15 protein-coding genes are annotated in these 21142 nt (G+C 68.8%); 2 read left to right on the plus strand and 13 right to left on the minus strand.

All coding sequences use genetic code 11. The features are described 5' to 3' along the window. Positions 1-1095 precede the first annotated feature (1095 nt). The 13 genes from LG278_RS17615 to LG278_RS17675 form a co-directional block, all read right to left on the minus strand. Positions 1096-3822, minus strand: coding sequence for a TrlF family AAA-like ATPase (locus LG278_RS17615; RefSeq protein WP_404388820.1), 2727 nt, complete (start codon positions 3820-3822; stop codon positions 1096-1098). 300 nt (positions 3823-4122) lie between these two features. Further along, entirely contained in the window at positions 4123-4797 is a 675-nt protein-coding gene (locus LG278_RS17620; protein WP_404388821.1) for a hypothetical protein, read from the minus strand. Continuing rightward, positions 4794-6251: a type IV secretory system conjugative DNA transfer family protein gene (locus LG278_RS17625; RefSeq protein ID WP_404388822.1), complete on the minus strand. Its 1458-nt coding sequence runs from the start codon at positions 6249-6251 to the stop codon at positions 4794-4796. The genes LG278_RS17620 and LG278_RS17625 overlap by 4 nt, the downstream gene beginning before the upstream one ends. Positions 6252-6331: 80 nt before the next feature. Further along, positions 6332-6784: a hypothetical protein gene (locus tag LG278_RS17630; protein ID WP_404388823.1), complete on the minus strand. Its 453-nt coding sequence runs from the start codon at positions 6782-6784 to the stop codon at positions 6332-6334. A 410-nt stretch (positions 6785-7194) separates the two neighbouring features. Then, positions 7195-8850: a peptidoglycan DD-metalloendopeptidase family protein gene (locus LG278_RS17635; protein ID WP_404388824.1), complete on the minus strand. Its 1656-nt coding sequence runs from the start codon at positions 8848-8850 to the stop codon at positions 7195-7197. Positions 8851-8862: 12 nt separating this feature from the next. After that, a complete protein-coding gene (locus LG278_RS17640) occupies positions 8863-10182 on the minus strand; it encodes an ATP-binding protein (protein WP_404388825.1) in 1320 nt (439 codons plus the stop codon). Between the two features lie 252 nt (positions 10183-10434). Further along, the gene (locus LG278_RS17645; RefSeq protein WP_404388826.1) at positions 10435-11994 is read right to left on the minus strand and encodes an SCO6880 family protein; all 1560 of its coding nucleotides are present in this window, start codon (positions 11992-11994) and stop codon (positions 10435-10437) included. Between the two features lie 28 nt (positions 11995-12022). Further along, positions 12023-13495: a hypothetical protein gene (locus LG278_RS17650; RefSeq protein ID WP_404388827.1), complete on the minus strand. Its 1473-nt coding sequence runs from the start codon at positions 13493-13495 to the stop codon at positions 12023-12025. A 2-nt stretch (positions 13496-13497) separates the two neighbouring features. After that, a complete protein-coding gene (locus LG278_RS17655) occupies positions 13498-14547 on the minus strand; it encodes a hypothetical protein (RefSeq protein WP_404388828.1) in 1050 nt (349 codons plus the stop codon). Then, a complete protein-coding gene (locus LG278_RS17660) occupies positions 14547-14855 on the minus strand; it encodes a hypothetical protein (RefSeq protein WP_404388829.1) in 309 nt (102 codons plus the stop codon). The genes LG278_RS17655 and LG278_RS17660 overlap by 1 nt, the downstream gene beginning before the upstream one ends. Continuing rightward, positions 14852-15682 carry a hypothetical protein gene (locus LG278_RS17665; RefSeq protein ID WP_404388830.1) on the minus strand — a complete coding sequence of 277 codons (831 nt, stop codon included), beginning with the start codon at positions 15680-15682 and terminating at the stop codon, positions 14852-14854. The genes LG278_RS17660 and LG278_RS17665 overlap by 4 nt, the downstream gene beginning before the upstream one ends. After that, positions 15679-15882: a hypothetical protein gene (locus LG278_RS17670; protein WP_404388831.1), complete on the minus strand. Its 204-nt coding sequence runs from the start codon at positions 15880-15882 to the stop codon at positions 15679-15681. The genes LG278_RS17665 and LG278_RS17670 overlap by 4 nt, the downstream gene beginning before the upstream one ends. 71 nt (positions 15883-15953) lie before the next feature. Beyond that, a complete protein-coding gene (locus LG278_RS17675; RefSeq protein ID WP_404388832.1) occupies positions 15954-16775 on the minus strand; it encodes a hypothetical protein in 822 nt (273 codons plus the stop codon). Between the two features lie 1001 nt (positions 16776-17776). Here LG278_RS17675 and LG278_RS17680 point away from each other — a divergent pair. Both LG278_RS17680 and LG278_RS17685 read left to right on the plus strand, forming a co-directional pair. Then, complete coding sequence (locus LG278_RS17680) at positions 17777-18664, plus strand: hypothetical protein (RefSeq protein WP_404388833.1); 888 nt, start codon at positions 17777-17779, stop codon at positions 18662-18664. After that, positions 18661-19251 carry a hypothetical protein gene (locus LG278_RS17685; RefSeq protein WP_404388834.1) on the plus strand — a complete coding sequence of 197 codons (591 nt, stop codon included), beginning with the start codon at positions 18661-18663 and terminating at the stop codon, positions 19249-19251. Before LG278_RS17680 ends, LG278_RS17685 begins: the two co-directional genes overlap by 4 nt. Positions 19252-21142 lie beyond the last annotated feature (1891 nt).

Below are 21142 nucleotides of genomic sequence, written 5' to 3' on the forward strand. Positions count from 1 at the left end.
CCAGTAGCCAACCTATACGTGGATGTCTTGGATATCGACGCATCCAACGGGACAGCGTCGGCTGAGGCCGTTTTATCGGTACCGGGCTCGACTCTGACTAACAGCGAAGTGTCTGGCGACGCCACACTGCGGGTCGCGAATCACGAGTCATCATGGCCTATCGAATCACTGGCTGCACACACAAGCGAGACCTACCTTCGACAACGTGTGACTCTAGATATTTATGGCTCGAGCCGAGAGTTTCCTAGCGATAGGTACTCAATCTATCTCACGCCAAGCCTCCGATTCTCCCGACCACTTAACATCACAACCTCGCGGCCGAACATGGAGCCCACCACCAAAGACTACTCCTCGCTGCCAGTCCGGGTCACCGTGGACGTTATCCGTGTCGGAGATATTCAATTCACGGTGTTGCCGCGTTCGTTGCTGGGTCCTCGAGATGGCCTGGTGCTACCGGACGTCGTTATTGGGCGAAGTTGGACCTACACTTGGTTCATCTACGGTTTGGCGTCTGTGCCTGCCGTGCTCATGGTTGCCTATCTTGCGCTACGCCGGAATGGTTCTAGGCTGGCCTTGGAGGCTGTGAGTCCAATTGAGTTTGCCGCGGCTGTTCTGAGCCTATACGCGCTGCGTCAAGTCCTGGTGCCACCAAACATTTCAGGCCTCACCGCGCTCGACAAATGGCTGTCTGTGGAACTGACGGGGGTGGTTGCGGTTGTGTTGGTCGCATCAGTGCAGGCAAGTCTTAAACATGCGCGGCCCCAAGAGCTCGAAATCGCGAGAACCACAAGGCGCCCTCGAACTCTTGGTAGGACGCGTCCTTCGGTGCAGTCGAGCCGACGGCGCACAAGCAGGCGCGTGGCGCGACGATGACGTTGAGCAAGTTGCGAGACGGCCACTGGCCGGCCGCAGAATTGTCCCAGACCGTTGCCTGATTCGATATAGGAGCGGGGCCTCCGCTCCGGCATCGCATCAGGACGATTCGAACTCGTGAGTTGGTCGGATCACTCCAGGGAAGCAAGGGGGAGCGACGCGGCAGCTGTTCAAGGCCGCTTCGCTCATGCTGCATATTCTCTGAATGAAGCGCAACACATTTCAACCCACGAGCCTCTTATACCTTGTCCTGATGGCGTCAACCCCTCCTTCGAGAATGAGGCAGACGCTGTCCCTTACTGCTTTCGTCTGAAGCGTTCCCGATGCCTCCAACCCTGGTAGCTCTTGTCCATGCTGGATCACTAGGACCTGCTCGGACGCAGAGGTGACGACGATGTTTGCGTTGTGCGTCGAGATAATTAGTTGTCGGTTGCGTTTGATGTGCTTGAGCGTCTCGACCGCTAGATGCTTGATTAGCTTGTTCTCAAGGTCGTCTTCCGGCTGATCAAGTAGGAGTGGCTCCCTGCCCATCTGCAGAATGACGGCAAGCAGGGCAGCCGTCTTTTGGCCGGGTGAGCCTTGATCGACCGGCGTGAAGTTGCTGCTGCCGTTCGGCTTGTACTCGACCGTGACAAGGTCCTCCGGGAACCAGAGAACGATGTTGGTCTCAAGGTCGAATGCATCGCCATTGTCAGGGCGACGGTGGAACCTAGCATCGATTCGCACCCGTTGTGCGATGTCTGAGTCGACGCCGCGCTGGACCAGATCCAGAAGATCCTTCTTGAATGACGGAACAACTGTCTGATGGAACGTAGGATTCTTTGGCTGAGCATCAAAGAGAGGCTTGGCAATGCCCTCCTGCATGAAGACGTTATCGAACGAATCGGGCCGGTTTAAGACCGTGCGAAGCTCTTCCCCCACGCCTGCAATGCCGCCTTGATGATACACCCGAACACGTGTGCGAGCCTCGGTGTTTGTCGAAAGGCCATTCACATAATCGGACCTGCGCTGGTGCAGCTCCTTGCGCATTTCCGCAAGGAGGCCCTGAAGTTTCCCAAGTTCGTTCCTGTGAGCCTCGACCTTCTTGTCAGAGTTCTCGAAGGCGAGCAGTTCGCGCTGCAGTTGCTTCTCGAGTTGACGGTCAGCGTGGGTTTGTTCTGGTAACGGGGTTCGAGTCTCGCCGCCTTGCTCGGATAGCCATTTGCCCAGCTCGTCGATTCGGGTAGTCCAGCGCGCCTGGGTGTTTCCGAGCTGCCAGTCCTTCGCCGACGCTTCTAATTTCGTGACCACGGCGTCGATGAGGGTCGCTGCCTCGGTGAAACTCGCGGTGCGGTCTCGGTAGCCGGCCACCTCGCCATGGGTGTCCGCTAATGAGCGGAGCGCGGTGGCCTGCCGTTGCAACTCATGCACCAGTTCACTGGCGTCCTTCTCTCCGGCTGTGACGGCCCGCAGGTGGGACTCGGTCTCCTCGAGTTCTTGATACTGGGGATCGGCTCGCAGTTGGGCAAGGTGGTGGAGCCGGCCCTGTACCTCCTGAAGGCGTCCTCGCAGTCGATCAGCCCGGTCGGTCTCTGTCAACAATTCCCGCAGTCGCTCTCGGCCGCGGCGGAACTGGCTTTCGAGTGCTGAGTAGCGCTCGTTCCACTCTGCCTTGTGTACCTCCTCCATCCGGTCGAGGATGGCCAGGAAACTCTGTGGCTGTCGGGCCAGTTCGTAGATCTGCTTCTGACTGAAGACCTGGATGGGCGCTCGGTCGGAAACTTGCCCTGCCTGCGGCTCCCAAACGGATCCGTTCCACGCCTCGATGCGGGATTCATTGGGGCTGCTACCTGACCACAGCACCCGGAGGGGCAAGGTGTCTTTGGTGTACCGCACCTCGATCTCAGAGGAGTCATCCCACCACTGTTGCGCTCGGTCGCCGCCCGGAACGAACCGTTGAAGATCGGGCATCAGCGCCGTCTCTCGGAGGTCGGCGCTGCGGCCCATCACTAATCGGATCAGCTCCACAATGGTGGATTTGCCAACTCCACGCCCGCCGATGAGGCAGTTCATCCATGGATTGAAGCTGTACGTCTCCATGGTTCCCCTGTGGCTGACGGAGACCCGGTCGATGTGTCCATGGAAGATGCGGTTGGGATCGATGCTGCCCTGCCGAGCGCGCCGCACCGACTCTTTGGGGTCGGTCAGAGCCAACTTGAGACCTTCCAAGTCGAGATACTCAGCCTTGATCCAAGTGAAATGCGTTCCCGGAGCCTTGGCCTCATGCTCAGGTGGGCACCCGTCAGTGGTGAGGAAGTGTGCGTCCGACCCGAGCAGTGCAACCCAACCATGACGTTCCGCTTGATGTACGTTAGCGTCGTCGACAATTTCAACAGCAACGATGTTCGTCTGTTTGATCGTGGGCAGGTCTAGCTCAGACCGAGTGAGAAACCCTGCATTTTGATCGGCATGGGCCGGTATGCATATGCCGCCTGCCTTCTCAATCTCTCGCGCAGCATCCACAACTGTCGCGTTGGCTGTCTGGGTACTGCCCCCGCGCCTGCCTCCGTAGTCGCAGCGCGCGATCACCTCGTTGATCGCTTGTGCGGGGGTCTGAGGATCAAAGATGCCAAGGAGGTGCACACCCCCAGACACAGTCAGCTCCACGCCAGGGAAGAGGGTGAGGTCCCCCACATTTGAGTTCTCATCGCGAAGTTGCTCCAGCGCGAATCGCGCCTGCTCGATGCCTTCGTGGGTGTTGTGGTCCGTGATTACAACACCGTCGATGCCGGCGTCCAGATACGCCTGTAGCCAAGCACGGAATGACGGCTTCTCGCCGTCAGCGTCCTGACCTTCGCTGCTCCCGAAGTCTCGGGAGGCGGGCGAATGCGCGTGGATGTCGACCCGCCACCACCGAGCTCCGGTACGCACCTCACGCGCACCGACGGTGGAGGAAGTCTCAATGGTCACGCTGCTGTCCCCTGAAGTCATGGGTGTGATATTCGCATACGCCTGCGACGGCGCCACGACTGCACGAGGGAACCGAATGTAGGCGAGGTTCGCACGTCTTCGTGGGCGGTAGGCCGGTGGAGACCACGCGCGCCCTATCTGGGCGGTCGACAACAGGTTCCGTACCCGCCCTAACTGGGGATAGGGGCGCCTACCCCGGGGGGAAGGACTCGCGTCCGTCGGCACGTCGTTGAAGGGGCCACGCGAGGCCATTCGGCTCCTGCTGCGTCTCCGAAGGTTCTCTGTGCTCGCTGTTCTTGCTCATTCATCGCCGTCGTCGAGGATCTCGCCAGTCTCGAGGTCGACGACCTCTGGGCTGAGGTGTCCGGTGTCGACGAGGTGCAGTCGCAGGGTCTCGCTGGGGTCTCGGCGCGTGCTCTTCGCGAGGGCTTCGTCGTTGGAGAACGCGGTGTCGCGTTGCTGGACGGCGTGCTCGGCGGCGTGGCGGTTGTGGCGGCCGCGGGCGGGCCAGTCGCTGTGGCCTTCCTCGCAGTGGTCCTTCAGTCGGGTCCGGAGTCGTTCGGTGAAGGCGGGAAGGGAGTAGCGGTGCCATTCCTCGAGGGCGTCGCTCGTGAAGCCGAGGCCGGCGCGGCGGCGTTGGTCGGCCAGAACGGCGATCTCGTGGACGAGGTGGGGATGCTGGGGCCAGCAGGGCGGGATGATGCCGACAACGTCCCAGACGTACTCGACGTTGAGCCAGTCGACGACCTGGTCGAGCCAGGTCCACAGCTCGCGCCGTAGCTGCGGTTCTCGGATGCTGGTGGGGTCCCACGGTCGGGGCAACATCCGTAGGTCGCCGAGAGCCTTCTTCTGCTCGGCGGTGCCGTTGGCCGCGAGGTGCAGCTCGCGGTAGCAGTGCGCCAGCCCGCGGCTTGGTTCCGGGAAGGGGCGGACCATGGGGGTCGGCGGGAGCTGGGGATCTGTCGTGACGCTCATCGCCGCACCGTGAACTGCGGCGGGACGTTAGGACGGTCGGTCGTGTCATTGGACAGTCCGTGCCGGCGCGCTTCGACGAGCGCAGCGGTGGCGCGGGCCGCGGGGGTGACCACCAGCCGGCGTCCCTCCCCCAGCTTGGCGCGTGCTGCGGCCTGCTGGGCGAGGAGCTGCCGCCCCTTGGGTCCGTCGACGCACCGATGCAAGGCGGCGATGATCGGTTTGCCGTTCTCGGCGACGACGAGGGCGTGCCGCTCCTTGAGCTGACGGACCTCGGCGCCGGTGAGAATAGGGATGTCCTCGCCAGCGACGTTCCGGCCGCCGCGGTTCCCGCTCTGCCAGCTGGTGCGGGCGACCCGGACGGGCCCGAGGAGGTCGCTGATCTCCTGGTTGAACGCGACGTCCTTGGAGCCGCCGAAGAGGAAGAGGGTGTTCGTCAGCCCGATCAGTGTCCGGGCTTCCTGCTCACCGAAGATGGCGGAGAGCTGCGGCCGGGTCTGCGCGGCCCAGATGAACGAGATCCCGAGGGCGCGTTCGTTGGCCATCCGGGTGCGCAGCGTGGGCAACGGTGCGGTGGAGGGCAGCTCGTCGAGGCAGGCGAGCATCGGCGGGCAAAGCCGCCCCCACGGTGACTGGTTCGCCGCGGCGAGGGCCGTGTCGAGGACGTGTTCGGCGACGGCCGTCATCAGCGGTGACGCGCTGGCGTAGGGGTCCTCCCGTCCGAGCAGGTAGATGGTGCCGCGCCGTGCGATGACGTCGGCGACATCAGTGGCGGGACGCCCTGGCCCGGGGACGCAGCGGCGCCGGATCGGCTCCTGGAAGAACAGGCTCATCGTCTGCTGCACGGTGGTGATCGTGTTCCCGGCGGTCCGGTCATCGCCGCGGAGCGCCCCGAACAGCAGCCCGTGCCAGAACGGTGCCGCGTGCGGGTGCTCCCGCAAGATCTCGGTCGGGTCGGTGGCACTGAGCGGGTTCGCCACCCAGCGCAGCACGTCCTGCAGGGTACGGCCGGTCAACGCGGCCGCATGGAAGTAGGCCTGCAGGACTTTCGCGGCCTCGGCCGCGTAGAACCGTGCCGCGTCGTCGCCGTGCCCGCCCGCGACGGCGCCCTTGACGCTGCCGGCGGTGAACGCCTTCGCCCGCCGCTCGGCGAGCATCGGGTCGACGCACCCATCGATCGGGTCCCACACCAGCTCGGGCAACCCCGTGGCTGCGCCGAACGGGTCGAGCACGACACACGGCCGCTCCCCCGCGGAGCGGGCCGTCAGGCTCAGCAGCAGGTCGTCAAGCTTCGTCAGCGTGACCAGTGCCGCGCCGGGAGCCTGCAGCAGCGCGGGGATCAGCGCGTCGAGGGTCTTGCCGCTGCCCTGAGGGCCGATGACCCCGGCGGTGCGGTCCCACGGCACCCACAGCTGCCCGCCCCTGGGCTGGCTCGAGCTGCCGAGCCGCCATCCCACGTGGGTCGGCTCGAAGCGGGACCTGGACCAAGACCCAGAGCGCGACCGTGGCTCAGTTCCTGTCGGCTGCGCTCCTGTCGTCATGCCCGGTCCTTGCCGTAGAGGTCGGGGCGGATGATGCCCCGGACCCGATGGAGCCGACGGCGACCGAGCAGATGCTGCGCCTCGGCCTTGCTGGCCATCCCGTGGATGCGGTGGGGTCCCCACCGCAGCCATAGCGCCCTCCCGGCCCAGCACATGACGATCAGGATCATCAGCTCGGACGCGGCCACCCAGCCGCGTACCGCGGCCGGTGACGCCAGGCTTCCTGCGCCCCGCGGTAGACCGGCGCTGGCGTCCCCGGCCAGGATCCCGGGCACGCTGGTGAACAGGGCCTCCCTGGGCGGGAACGACACGCCGGCCCCGGCGGCGAGGTTCGCGGCGGCCCGGCCGGCCTGCACGCCGAGCACGAGCAGCAGCATCACCGTGACGGCGAGCATGAGCGGGATCTCCCACGTGAACGGATACGGGTTCGAGCGTCGTGACTGCTGCATGTGAGCGCCTCCTTCAGCGACCAAAGCCGTCGACGCCCGGGTGGGCGTTCACCGCCGCCGCCCATCCCGACGATCCGGAGGTGGGGACGGCTGTGCAGGGTTCTCGTGGAGGCGTTGGTGGCGCCACAGCCACGCCGCCGGGTCCTGCCCGCCGTTGCTCCCGTCGAGGGTCGGCTGCGCCCAGCCGCGAGCCCGAACGACGCTGTGCCAGTGGAACGCCGGATCGGAAGGGTCGAGCTCCTCTGGCGTGAGGCCCTTCTCGGTGACAGGCGCACCAACACCCCCACCAGAGCCCGTCGCTGCGGCCTCCCGCGCGAGGTCGTCGGACAACTCCCACGGTGCGGGCTGCTCGGGGTCGTCGGCTGATTCGGCGGGGACGTCGCTCATCTGACTCACGTGAGTCACTTGAGTTACCGGGTCACAGTCGGCTGGTCGGCCATGTTGCCGACCCGCCAGATCTCGTAGATGTGGTGGCTCGGCCCGGCGGCGTAGGAGAAGTGCCCGACACCAAGGGATCTCGACCGGGCCTCGATGGTGGTCCGGGTCGCGGGGTCCCACACGAGCATCACGTGCCCGATCCGTGACGGGCCGAGATAGGAGTCCCAGAAGATGACGTCGCCGGGCCGCTCCGTGCCGGGTGGGACGCGGAAGCCGTTGCCCTTGGCCAGCCAGGCCCGCTGCGCTCCGGCGGTGCGGGGCATGCTGATCCCGATCCGCGCGAACGCCGCCTGGACGAGGGAGGAGCAGTCCCACGCGTCCGGTCCGTTGGCGCCCATGACGTAGGCGTCTCCGGCCTGGCTGCCGGCCCACTGCAGCAGCTGCCGCACCCGGTCGCTGGTCAGCGGCGGCAGGGCCGGATCACCGCCGCCACCGCTGCCGTTCCTTGTCGGGGCGCCGCAGCCGGTCGGGTCGCCGAGAACGATCCCGCCGCCGTACGCGTGGGCGTAGTGCAGGACGTCGTTGACGTACCAGGTGGCGTGGTTGTACGCGTACAGGGCCTTGACGACCCCGTCCGGTCCGTCGGTGACGCCGGAGCGCACGAGGTAGTTCGCGGCGGAGGTGATGCTGTCGGCGTCGTTGCGGATGTCAGCGCGGCGGTCGCCGTCGCCGTCGACGCCGACCGCCGCGAACGTGGCCGGCATCAACTGCATGAGGCCATGGGCGCCGGCGCTCGAGGTGGCGGTGGTGCGACCGTGCCCGGTCTCCTCCATGCCGATGCCGGCGAGCAGCGCCCACGGGATCGCGTGCCTGGCGGCCGCGGCCTCATAGCGCGTCTTGACGCGGTCGGGGATCGGCAGGGGCGGGTTGCGCAGCGAGGCCTGCCGAGGGGTGCCGGGCGCGGGAAGCTCGAACCCGATCCCACCCTCCATCACCCCCTCCGTCACTGCCTGCATCGTCACCGCCTGCATCGCCGCCGCCGTCCCCCCGGTGTCACCCGCGGCCCCGGTCGCCGCGCCGCTGCCTTCGCTAGGCCCCGTGGGGGTGGCGGTGACGGCGAGACCGTTGAGGGGGGCGCCGTGCGCGAGCATCCAGGGGACGGGGTCGGTCGCGACCCCGCGCACGAGGATCTCGAGGTGCAGGTGGTTGCCGGTGCTGGTGCCGGTGCTGCCCTCGACGCCGAGCCGCTCCCCCGCCGTGACGGGCTGTCCCTGCCGGACGTCGATCCGGGCGAGGTGGGCGTACCGGCTGCTGACGCCGCCAGCGTGCGCGACGTCGACATAGTTGCCGTAGCCGCCCCGGGAGACCCCGGCGAAGGCGACACGTCCGGGGCCGATCGCGACGACCGGTCCGGGTCCGGGCTGGGAGACGAGGTCCTGCCCGGAGTGGTGTTCCCAGCGCAGGTGGATGGGGTGGAACTGCTGGCCGAAGCCGCGCCTGCTGACGGTGTAGGGCTGGGTGAACGGTGGCCGCCACTCCCCCGTCGCCGGGATGCCGGTGCCGCAGGCGATGGTCCGCAGCTGCTCCCCCGCGGCGGGTCCCGCGACCGCCATGACCAGCACCGCGGCCGCGATGGGAGTGCAGGCCAGCAGCACCAGCGGCAGCAGGATCGCGGCAATCTTCTTCATCACCAGCGCCTTTCAGCCCGCACCCTCGAGCGCCTGGTTCGTGAACGTGAGCTGCCGCTCGACGGGGTGCAGGACGGTGGCGACCTTGTAGAGCTGGTCGCCGACGCACCACAGGGCGCGGCCCTTGCCCTGCATCGCCCAGCCCGTGACGAGGTCGCGGGCGATCGGGCCCAGCCCGAGCATCGTCTCGAGCTCGGCCGCGACGGCCCGGTCCTGCCCGTGCAGGATCTTGATGTCGGCCAGGTGCAGCAGGTCCTTGGCGATCGCGACGGCCTGCGATCCGCTGTCGCCGGCGGAGAGCAGGTCGGAGGGTTTGTGGGCGATCGCGAACTGCACGTCCCCGTCGCGCCGGGACAGGCGCAGGTCCGCGTCGAAGCTCTTGACGGCCTCCGGGCCGAGACGCAGCTGCTTCCACGACTCGTCGCGGACCACGACCCGCACGTCCCCCGGTGACGCGAGCTCCCGCATCCCGCGGCCCCACGAGTTGAGACAGGTCAGGGCGATCCCGACCGCCTCGTCGCCGAGCGGTTCGAGGCGGGACAGGCTCAGCGACTGGATCGGGGCGGCCCAGTCGACCTCGATGCTCGTGTGGTCATCGAAGAGGCCGGCCAACGCCCCGGAGACGAGCTGCCCGAGCGCGTCCCGCAGCATCCTTGTGTCGTCGAGGAAGTGGCGTTCGTCGGCGTACCGGCACTGCGCGACCAGCTCGCTCGTCGGGGCGTCGAGCAGCCGCCACAGGTGCGGGATGGTCGTCTCCCGCATCCGGGTGTTGCCGTGGGCGTACCCGGTCAGGTGCGCCAGGGCGGCCTTGACGACGACCTCGTCGGTGGGACCGAACGGCACCCGGTGCTCGCCGATGCGTTGGGAGCCGACGAGCCCCCGGACGAGGGTCAGCCAACGGGCGAACACGATCGCGGCCCGGCCCTGTGCCTGCTCCGGGCTGAGCTGGTCCCAGCCGGTGATCAGCGGCCCGAACGCGAGCGGGTTGATCCGCGCCGGCAGGCCGTGCCCGATCGCGAACGGCTGCACGCCGAGGAACCGGCACAGCGGCTCGTACTCGTCCTTCGGGTCGCCCAGGACGAGGACGCGGTAGCCGAAGTCCATCATCCGCAGGCAGAACGCCTTCGTGGTGGCGGACTTGCCGCGGCCGGGTTTGCCGAGGCTGAAGATGTTCGGGTTCGTGACCGGGACGGTGTCGTCGAGGACCCAGCCGAGCGGGTCGGCGTAGAACGAGCCGCCGGAGAGCAGGTCGATCCCCATCTGCGCCCCCGTCGGGGGCAGCCCGGGGGTCGAGATGAACGGCCAGAACACCGGGGCCTGCTCGGAGGTCATCCGCCACGTCGAGACCGGCGCCGACCCCGACGCCCAGCCCCGGCCGGGTCGGCGCGCCCCGCGCGACGGGACGTGCCGGAACAGCCGAGCATCCTTCGGCCTGTGCAGGGGCCGCGGGGCGGAGGGCAGCTCGTGGCCGAAGTCCGCCAGGAGCCGGGACATGTCCCGACCCGCATCGCCACCGTCCCCCCTTCTGTCACCCCGATGGTCCGTGTGGCCTGTGCGTGCAGCGCGCATGACGGTGCGGTTCCTTCAGTCGGCTTTGCGGGTGAGGCTGACCCCGAGCGGGACGGTCGACGCGGCGAACGCGACGTCCTGGGCGAGGTCCAGCCGCAACGGGGCGAACCCGGCCCGGCGCACGGACGCGTCCAGGTCGCGTCCGAACGCGGAGACCCGGGCGGTCTTGGGGACGGTGACGGTGACGACGGCATACGGGCGGGTGAGGCTGTTGCCGCGGGCCAGCTTCGCGTCGAGGCGACGCACCTTCTCGCTCTCGTCGCTCGCCTTGGCCCGCTTCTTGACCTTGGCCCGGTGCCGCAGCTCGTCGCCGATGTCCGCGGCCCACTCGCTCGTGGCGCTCTGCCGGTTCGCGACCGACGCGGTCAGGATCGGGTAGCAGACCATGAAGGAGCGCCGCTCCCCCGACGCGGTCGGGGTCAGCGCGGGCGCGAGGGCTCCCATCGCGGCGCCCCGGACGGGCAGCTTCACCGTCGAGGAGATCGAGTTCCACGCGTCGTGGCTGTAGTGCCGCACCGCCGGGTCCGCCCCGGACGGCCCGGCCATCGCCCACGGCACGTCCGCATTGATCCCTACATTCACCGCAGGGTTGATCCCGGGGTCGCTTTGGGACGCGGTGTCAGCGGCGGGGTTGGTGTTGCGGCCGGCGAGGGCGTCGATGATCCCGGCCCGGTCACCGGGAGCGAAGCCGGTGCGGCAGGCCAGCGCCAGCTCGGGGCTGGTGAGCCAGGCGACGCTGGTCATCCCCATCCCGCCGCGCAGCTGAGCCTCGATCTCGTCGGCGAGACCGTAGAGGACTCGGGCGCGGCCGTCGAGGCCGCCGCCGGACTCCTTGGCCTCCCGGCCGAGCCGGCCCTCGGGGACGACGACGGTGACGAACGCCTCGGTCCGGACGCTGGCCCGGGTGAGGTTCGCCTGCAGCTCGTCGTTGACCTGCCGGGACACGAGCGGCCCGGTGTCGCGGCGGTGCCGGACGATCCACTGGTCGCGTTCGGCGCCGTCCTCCGGAACGGTCCGCACCAAGAACACGACCGCGTCGACCAGCTCTGTCCGGGCGGCGAGGTCGAGCAGCTCCCCCAAGCCGGCACCGAGTCGTTCGCGCTGGTCGAGCTCGGCCAGGCCGATGCCGGGGTGGGTCACCGCCGCGGTTAGCGCCCACGTCCGGCAGCGGTGGTCCTGGATGATCGCGGCCCTGGTGAACGTAACGCCACGCGGGGGGCCGTCGTGGATCCGGACACCCTGCAACACCCCCGGCAGGTCCGGTTCCGCCAGCGAATCCGCCTCTCCCGTGGAGGCCTTCGACCGGAACCGCGTCCACCCGGCGAGGCCCCCGACCGCGAACGACAAGGAGGCGAAGACCCAGCCCACCGCCGACCGACCCCGGACCGGCGTCACCGTGACCAGCACGATCACCGCCCACAACAGCGTAAACAGAGCCACGGACGCCCACGCCGCCTGCTGCATCGCCCACGCGATCGGCAGGAACGTCAGCGCGACCGTGGCCAGCTGCCACCCGGACAGGCCGAAGAACCACCCGATCCGGGCCCTGGAGTAGTCGGAGTAGATGACACCCATGACACGCTTCCTCTCTCCTATGCCGGTCCTATGCAGGGACGGCGGGCACCGCGCCCGCGGCCGCCGCTCCACCTGTTCCACCGGCCGCGCCCGCGCCGGCACCACCAGCACCCGCTGTGCCAGCAGGTATGCCGTTGCCCCCGCGGCCCCCGCTGCTCCCCGACAGCCCGGTTCCTCCGGGGCCGGTCCCCGACGGCGTGCTGGGCATGGACGGCGTGCTCGGGAACGAGGACGGCCCGCCGCCGCCCATGCCGCCCGTGCCGTCGGTTCCGTTGCCGTCGGCGCCGTTGATCTCCGGGTTGTCATCGTCACGGCGCTGGTTGGGCTGCTGGTTGGGCTGCTGGTTGTTGCGCCGGCCGCTGCTGAAGTCCGGGACGTAGCTGGAGTCCCCGACTCCCATCTGGTTGGTCAGGTCGGCTCCCATCGCTGCACCTCTGGCGCCGACGGTCGCGACCAGACCCAGACCGGCTGCTGCGAGATCGCCGAAACGGCTGCTGGTGGAGCTCTCGCCTGCCCCTTCGGCCTGGGAGCGTCCGTGCTCGTCGGTGCTCGACGCTGCTGCGGACGTGGAGTCGCCTGCGCTGCCCTTTCCGGCGAGGACTCCGCTCAGGCCGCCCTGGGCGGCCATCCCGGCGCGGAGCGCGGCGCCGGAGGAGGTGCCCGGGTCGGTGAACGCCAGCAGCTTGAACAGGGCGAGCGGGCTCGCGCAGCCGATGCAGATGAGAATGACGCCGGGCACCGCGGTGCCTATGGCCTTCTGCAGCTCGTCCGTCATGCCGGTGGCGACCCCGGAGGTCATCTGCACCCCGACCCCGAGGACGAGGACCATCAGGACCGGGGTGAACGCGGCGGCGTGGAACCAGCGGAAGCTTTTCCAGAACCAGCTTCGCCCGAAGTCGGACGACAGGCCGGCAGCGGAGATCGGTGTCGTCGCCGCGAGCACCATCAACGCACCGGCGCGGGTCAGCATGACCAGCAGGTGCCCGATCGCGGCGAAGACCAGCACGATGCCCATCAACCCGAGAACGGTGGCGACCGTGCCGTCGGAGATGTCGGCGACGTCGAGCTGGGCGCCCAGCGGGCTGAACTGCGCCCAGCTGTCGACATGCAGCAGCGTGGCCATGAGCGCCTTCGTCAGGCCACCGCACGCGGCCAGGACCGCGATGCCGTACCCGATCCAGGCGACCCACACGAGCAGGAACTGGCCGGTGCCGACGAGGACCTGCCCGACCGAGCGGCCGTCTCGGCGGAACGCGGCGATCCCGAGCTGCGCCACCGTCAGGACGAGCATCAGGGTCAGCCCGATCCAGAACGTCACCCGGTACAGCGACCCCGCCGGCCCGCCCTCGCTCAGGTCCGGAGTTGTGAAGTCATCGACGATGCCCAGGACGAGCTTGAGCAGCCACAGGCCCGCGTTCCACAGGCCGAGCATCGCGGCCGTCCAGCCGTCGGCGACGACCTTGCCGGCCGCCGACGCCAAGTACGAGAACGGGTTGAGCATGCTCAGGACCCCGCACTTCCGGCAACCGCCTCAGCGTCGGGCACGTTGTCAACGGCGGCGTCGGGTGCAGCACCGGCACCGGTGTTGGGGGCGGGTGGGGCGTCGACCCAGGTCCGCCACCCTGCCTGGATGGCCAGGTCGGTGCCCGGCCACGTCGACGGCGCCGGGGCGGGGCTCGGCCCGGGCGCGATCATCCACCGCCCCCCACGTCCCCCAGGTCCGCGCGCTCCGCCCGTGCCCTCGACGCCCGTACCATCGGTGCCTGCGTCATCGGTCCATTGCAGGCGTTCGCAGTGGCCGTACGCGATCCGCGCGTCGGTCGTGATCACGGCCTGCACGTCGAGCAGGACGCACGCGAGCACCCATTCGTCACCGTCGACGCCCTTGACCATCCCCGCGAGCGGGGTGACGGTGACCGTCACAGCGAGGTCCTTGCTCTGCCCTTGACCGGCGGCGGCGAGGAAGGCCTGGACGTTCTGGGTGAGCGGCCATGACGCCACCCCGACCGCCCCGGTCAGGGTCCATCGGTGATGGACGTCGTTGACCTGCGGGATGGACATGCCCTGCAGCACGGTGGATTCGATCGCGGCGAGCTGGCCCACCGCCCCCGCCGGGGTCTTCGGGAAGCCGGTCGGGACGCCCGCTGGGCCGGTACCCGTCGCCGCCGGGACGAGCAGCGTCGGCGCGGGGTGAGCCGAGGGGACGCCCCGGCGGGCACTGTCCGGCTCGACCGTGAGCATCGGTGCGGCGGCGATGCTGTCGCGGTACGCCTGACCTCTCCCGGCCCCGGTTGATGCATCGCGGCCGGCATCGCCGAGGCTCCGGGCCCCGCCCGTTCCCACGGTGGCTGCTGGGGATGAGACTGAAGCCGTGGAGCGGCCGACGGAGCCGAGCGCGTAGTAGACGGCGAAGCCCAGGCCGACGAGGAAGACGAGCGCAGCCAACACACCGCCCGCGAGAACGGTCAGCAGCCGTCGCCGGTCCCACCCGGTCCCGGCGGCGCCGTCATACCGGCCGGCGGATCGACCGGCAGGTCGGACTGCGGGTCGCATCAGACGCACCCGTTGCCGGTCATCGCGCTGACGATCCCCGGGAGGATGAGGTAGCCGATGACGGCCACGAACACCATCGCAAGGCCGACGACGCCGGCCTTGCTGGCGTGGGGCATGCCGAAGATGCGGCCGCCGACGACGGCACCGATGCCGACAACGATCCCGAGGGTGAAGAGGATCCCGACGCCCCACAGGACGTAGCCCATGAGCTGGTCGGCGTAGACCTGGGCGCCCGGCGGGGCCACGGGGCACACCTTGTGCGGCAGTGCGGCATACGCGGCCGACACGTTGTGAGGGGTGGCGTTCATGATGGGAGGTCCTTCCCGTGGGTGTCGGTAGTGGCGAGCCGGAGCAGGGTGGCCGCCGCGCTGAGCAGCGCCGGCGGGAGGGGCCCAGAGTCGAGTCCTCTGCCGGCCAGCCCGGCGTCGGTCGGGATGTCGACGAGATGACAGCGTCGGTCCAGCTCCCGGGTCCGCGGACCCATGGAGGCAGCGACTCCGCGCGGCCACCGCCCGCGCCGGGGTCCGACCACGCCTGCCACCACGTCCGTGCCATGGAGCAGTGCGAGTGCCCCCTCGAGCCGGCGTAGGCCGGGCAGGGTGGCCGAGGTGACCGCGATGACCGTGGGCGCGTGCCGCACCTGGTCGGCCAGCCAGGATGACCCGGCCAGGAGCTGACTGAGCTCCCATGAGACGTCGAGGACGCTGAGGCCCTCTGGTCGTGTCGGCGCGGTCGGCGTTGGCACGTCGTCAGGGCCGGTCACCGTCGCGGTCGCGCGCTCGAGCAGGACCTGGTCGCGGCTGCCCTGCGCCCAGCCGCCGGTGTGGCCGAGCTCTGCGGTGGCTGTCGCGGCCAGGCCTGAGGCGGTGGCGGTGGCGCACTCGATGACCCGCGCGACCCCGGAGGCAGTCGCCAGCGCGACGGCGAGGGTGGTGGCGCCGGCGCCGCCGTGGCAGCCGACCACGGGCAGCACCGGCTCGGTCGGCTCCCACACACCTTCAGGCCTCGACCTGGCGCAGCCGGGTGAGGTCGAGCGGCGGCGGCCGCCGCTGCGGAACTGCCCTGCCTGGACGGCCATCCACGCCCGCTTCAGCTCGGCTGTGCTCACCGCCGGGCGCGCAACGGCAGTGGTCACGACGGTCCCCCGTCGAACACTGTGCGGCGCGCGTCGAGTGCTTGTCGCAGGGCCGCGGAGTCGAGCCGTGACAGTGCCACCTTGGCGCGGTGCACCTCGTGCAGCCGCTCGACACACGCAGCGAGCTCCTCGATCGTCGCCACCTCCGTGCTGGCCACGTCCATCAGGCGCTCGGCGTCTCTCGGGTCTGTCTCTGTCACGGTTTCTCGGACGGTCACTGTCATCACCTCGCCCCCTAAAGCCCGCCCGCGCTGGCAGGCGGTCACAAAGCTCACGCGGGCACCTTCGCGGCCGTGACACCCACCGCGTCCCGCAGGGCTCGGATGGCGCGGCTGGTGCGACGGCGCACCGTGATGGCCGCGACTCCCCGCCGCCCGGCGACCTCGCCGGAGACGTCGTTACCGAGCAGCCCCGCGTGGCCACGCCCGGACCTCACGGTCTGCTGCCGGTCAGCGGTCTGCGCGACCTCGACCAGCAAGGCTCGGTCCTCGCCGGTGATGACGCCACCAGCACACGCCCAGTCCAGCAGCTCGGCCAGCCCCTGCTGCACCGAAGCCTCGGACGGCTCGAGCGGCCCGGCGGGGACCGTCGGCAAGTCCTCCCAGATCCGCTCCGAGGGGGCGGCCGGGAAGGTCCGCGCCCACGTCGGGTCCGCCGCCACCCCAACGCCGAGGTCTCGCATGACGGCCTTGCGGGCGTTCATCAGGATGTTCGCCGCGACCCGATGCCCGCGCTGCCACGGAAAGGTCCGCGCCTCCATCCACAACGCGGCCGCCAGCAGCTGGTCGATCCTCGGGGCCAGCGTGAACATCCGGGCAGCCAGCAGACTCACCCCGGGAAGCAGCACCCACACCAGAGCCCCCGTCGCGGCGACGTCGTCACCACCCTCGGGCGAGGACAGCTCCGCCAACGTCAACAGCACCGCGTCGGCGTCACCGCGGTCGGCCTGCCGCAACCACCCCGGCAGCTCCAGCAGGTCCCCCACCACGCCCAGCTCCGGGTGGGCCGACACCCAACCGGGCCAACGCGACCGGGCCGCCGCCAGGACATCACTCTCCGGGTCACCCAGACCCAGCTGCGTCGCGACACTCATCATGAGCTCCTTCCGCCGTTCAGACACGGCAGGAAGGTCGCTCTCAGACGTCCCCGGGAACGTCACCCCATGTGCGGATCCGCAGAGGGGGACGTTTCACCGGCAACGGGGGTACGTCATCCTGACCTGCGACGACGCGGTGTACCCCAAGAATCTGAAGATGCCGATGCGCGCGGCTGATGCCAGGGATGTCGACGTGCAGCCGTGAGCCATCCCGTAGGTCTCTCGTTAAAGCCAGTTATGACCGTGGCCGTGGGCATCCACCTACGGATCTCCCGCGACTCAGAAGGCTTGGGGCGGGGGTCAAGCGGCAGCTGGCCCACTGCGCGAAACTCGATGAGCGCCTTGGCTGGTCGGTCAACGAGGTCTACGAGGACAACGACGTCAGCGCCACCCGGAGCAAGCCCCGGCCCGCGTACGTGCGGATGATGCAGGACAGGGACCTGCTCACCCGCACCCCGCGCCAGCTCGAGGACGTCGTCGACCACGCGGACCGACTCGGCTGAAGCTCGCCTCGGTCGGCGGCGACATTTGACCTCGCCACCGAGCAGGGTCGGATGATGGCCGGGATGAAGGGCACCGTCGCCTGCTACGAGGTCGAACAGCAACCTGGCCGCCCACCCTGGTCTGGTTCTTGACTGGGAGAAACGCGATGACGGCTGGTTCGCATTGGTGTCCTACTTGGAGCCCGGCGGAATCCTCGTCCAACAGTGGTTGGAGAGCTCACTTCTGACCCCGGTGTGCTGACGAGCCCGTGCGGCCGATGCTCGGCTACCTGACGGCGACTTGATCGTCAGCCAGGCTCTCGGCGAGAGCGCGCCTTGCCCCCTTCACACACAGGATCGTTGCGCCAGCACGGCAGCCGACTATGGCCCTCATCACCGGTACTGTCATCAGTCCTCACATGCTATTGCATGTTCTCATCAGACACCCGCTTCAGCGGCAGTTAGCCTCACACAATGCGGTTTCCGATTCGCCCCCAAAGGCTGTACAACTGACCCATGACCAAGCAGCCGACGACCCAGCCTCACGGCAGTGGGTCCGTCGCACCCCCCATCGGCGACCAGCCGATCCCCGCGACCGCGCAGGACACCAGATTCTTCCTCATCGAGCGGTCCGGGCGATCGTTCGTGCCCATCGCCAAGGTGTTCGTGCAGAACCCGAACCGCCGGCTGAAGCGTCGTCACGGGCCCCTGGCCGAGTTCGTCAACAACGGCGACAAGCGCGGCCTCCTCGCTTTCCTGTTCGTTAACACGATCATCAGTAGCGGCGCCCGGGAGGACGGGTGGACCACGAGCCTGGACATCAAGCTCTGGGCTCGCGCGCTGGGCACCGTCGAGACCGCCGGCGAGGCCTCGGCGTCGAACGCGGCGACAAAGATCCTGTCTCGGCTCGTGAAGCGGGATCTCATCGAGCGGACGAGGCGCGGTCGCGAGCGGCTGGTCGCCGTGACGCTGCTCCGCCCCGACGGCTCCGGCGCGCCCTACACACGGCCTACCGGCCGCGACGACAGTGAGCGCTTCCTCCGCCTCAGCCACCGGTTCTGGCTCGACGAGTGGGACAAGAAGCTGTCGCTGCCGGCGATCGCCATGCTGCTGGTCGCCCTCTGCGAGCCGCCCCACTTCAAGCTCGCCACCGAGCACGTACCGGACTGGTACGGCTGGTCGGCCGACACCGCCGAGCGCGGCCTCAAGGAGCTCGCCGACAAGAAGGTCCTTCAGGTCGACCCGGAGACATACACGAACCCACTGGCCCCCACCGGGCTGAGCACGCGCAACCGCTACACGCTGCTCGAGCCGTTCGACCCCGACTCGATCGAGGCGTCGAGGCCCGCGCCCCGCAGGCCTCGACGGCGCGTCACGGCCCGACGTAAGAAGCGGCCGAGATGACCAGCACGAAGCCACCCATCCTCGTTCGGGCGTACGCCGACGAATCCGGGTCAAACCATGTCAAGGACCCGGGAACGTACATCCTCGCGGCCGCCGTGATCGAGGTCCCGCTCGAAGAGGATGTCCGGGCAACGATGAACGCGATGCGGCTGCCCGGTCAGGCCAAACTGCACTGGCGCGACGAGCAGCATGGCCGCCGCTCGAGCATCGCTCGAGCCGTGGCTGCCAGCCCCACCGAGCACGTCGTCGTCGTGCGAAGCGACCCAGCGGACCTCGGCGGCTCTCGCGAACGGGCACGCCGGAAGTGCTTCGAGGCCCTCATGTGGGAACTCACCGGTCTCGGCGTCGAGCACGTCGTCTTCGAGTCCCGCGGCAAGGCCGACGACAAACGCGACGCCCACATGCTCGATGCGATGCGCCGTACCCATGCCCTCCAGGGCAAGATCCGCCTCGACCACGCGCGCGGGCGTGAGGAGCCTCTGCTGTGGGTTCCAGACGCGGTCTGCGGGACAGTCGCCGACACGCGCTGCGGTACCATCGAGCACTACGCACACATCGAGTCCAAGACCACGATCATCGACATCTGATCCCAGACATGGCGCGAGCCCCAGGCCCTGTCGTCCGGCAGGAAATCCTGGAGCTCACTTCCGATCCACACCGCAATGGGATCGGCTACAAGGGAAGTATCGCATGAGAACGATGGTTACTTCTACTCGATCGTCATCGTCATCATCGTCGCTATCCTCATGGGGCTCTTCTTCGCTGGCGTCCTAGTGCTCGTGCGAATGTGACGCTTCCTCGTCAGGCCGCCACTCGGCGTGGCCAAGCTCAGGGCCGTCAGCCGGCTCACGGCGGCTGGGGTACGCGCATGTGGGTCGCGATGGCGCGCAGGCTCATGCCGGCGTCACGCAGCTCGCGGGCGGTGGCGGCGCGTTCGTTCGTGACGAGGCGGGGCGCCTGCCCAGCTTCTTCCCCGAGGCCTTCGCGGCGTGTCGGCTGGGCTGGTGAGTGGCGCTGACGACGTTGCCGGCCTTCCGATATGAGTGTGGGGTGAGCACGCCTCGATCCAGGGGCTCGCCCGACAGCCGGGCACCAGTTGGGACACGGTGGGTCGCGATCCGGCCGCCGCGTGAGCAGGCTGCCGCTGACGAGTCCCGCTTCGAGCAGGTCCGGACCCTCGGGTGGACGAGCAGGGAAGCAGAAGGCCGGCTCGCACGCGATGCCGGGCGCCCTGCACTACGGGTGCTGCCAAGCTGCGAGACACGCCGCGATCGCCATCGGCGACCCGCCGTACGCGACCACGGCCAGGGCGCGCCGGCTTTGCTCGGCGGTTCTTGGGCACGGCCTATCAAGACATGCCCAAGGCAAGGGCGGACAGCAACTCCACCGATGAGAAGACCGCCTCGGACGCCGCTGACGTTGACGCTGCGGCCATCCGGGCATCGGCGGGGGAACCCGCAAGCTCCCGCGCAGAGATGACCACCAGACTGTGACGGCTCGTCGGGAACTGATCAAACCGCCGCTGCGGGTCCGCGCCCACGTCTCCAGTCCGGCGATCTCGTGGACTGGCCGCGTCGACCTGCGGCGCCGGCGGACAACCGCCGCGCTTGCCACAACCGGAGCGGGCAGCGCGGACGCGTCCTATCCTGGAGTGAGGTGGTCGCCCAACGCACTAGCTGCGCATGGGACGACAAACTACAGGGGGCCAACATGGTCCAAACACCCTATGTGCGCATGCGCCGGTGGGCTCCCGGCGCGCTACTGATCGCCGCTGCAGGATTGCTCGCTGTCCTACTCGGCGCATGTGCTTCGCCTGGGGCGTCCGGAGGCGCCGGTGGGGTACTGCCGTCCCTTGCCCCAGCTTCACGCCCAGTGAAGGTCCCGCCCTCCCATACCCCACCTCAACGCGAGAACCGAAACGCACGACAACGTCCCCTTACGAAGGCAGACGCGCAGATCGCCCAGCTCGTCGAGGCCCCCGTGAACTGGCGCGCTCCCGGCCGAACGGGATCCTCTACGGCGATCTCCTGAGCCCACCGGCCGGGCGTGTCCTGGCTGGAACCGGACAGCTACGACATTGCCCTTCCGGTCGGTGCCCTTCCGTGAGGCGACGATGCCGGTCTCGCCGGCGTTCCCCGCTGGTGACCGTGGGGTCGACAGCGACGACGACCCGGACCAGTTCGGCGGGGCGGCCGAGGACCCGGTCCCCGTTGATCTGGCGCTCTGCCACAGCGCACGCTCCACCTCGTCCAGGAGTTCCCTTGGAGTTCCTTCCGGCCGATTCGCGTGCCCTCGTAGCGGGTGGCGAGCTCGACGAGCGCCATGGGGAGAGGTTCCCGGCCGTCGCCGGCCAGGGTGACGCGGACGCTGTTCGGCCCGCCCGTTGTCGAACCACGACCTGCGGAGGGACGTGCACCGAGCCGTCTTCCCGCTTCACCCACTGGTGCAGCATCGCGACCGGCTTCGCAGTCGTGGTGA

The sequence above is a fragment of the Humibacillus xanthopallidus genome (assembly GCF_044793955.1).
Lineage (GTDB): Bacteria > Actinomycetota > Actinomycetes > Actinomycetales > Dermatophilaceae > Humibacillus > Humibacillus xanthopallidus_C.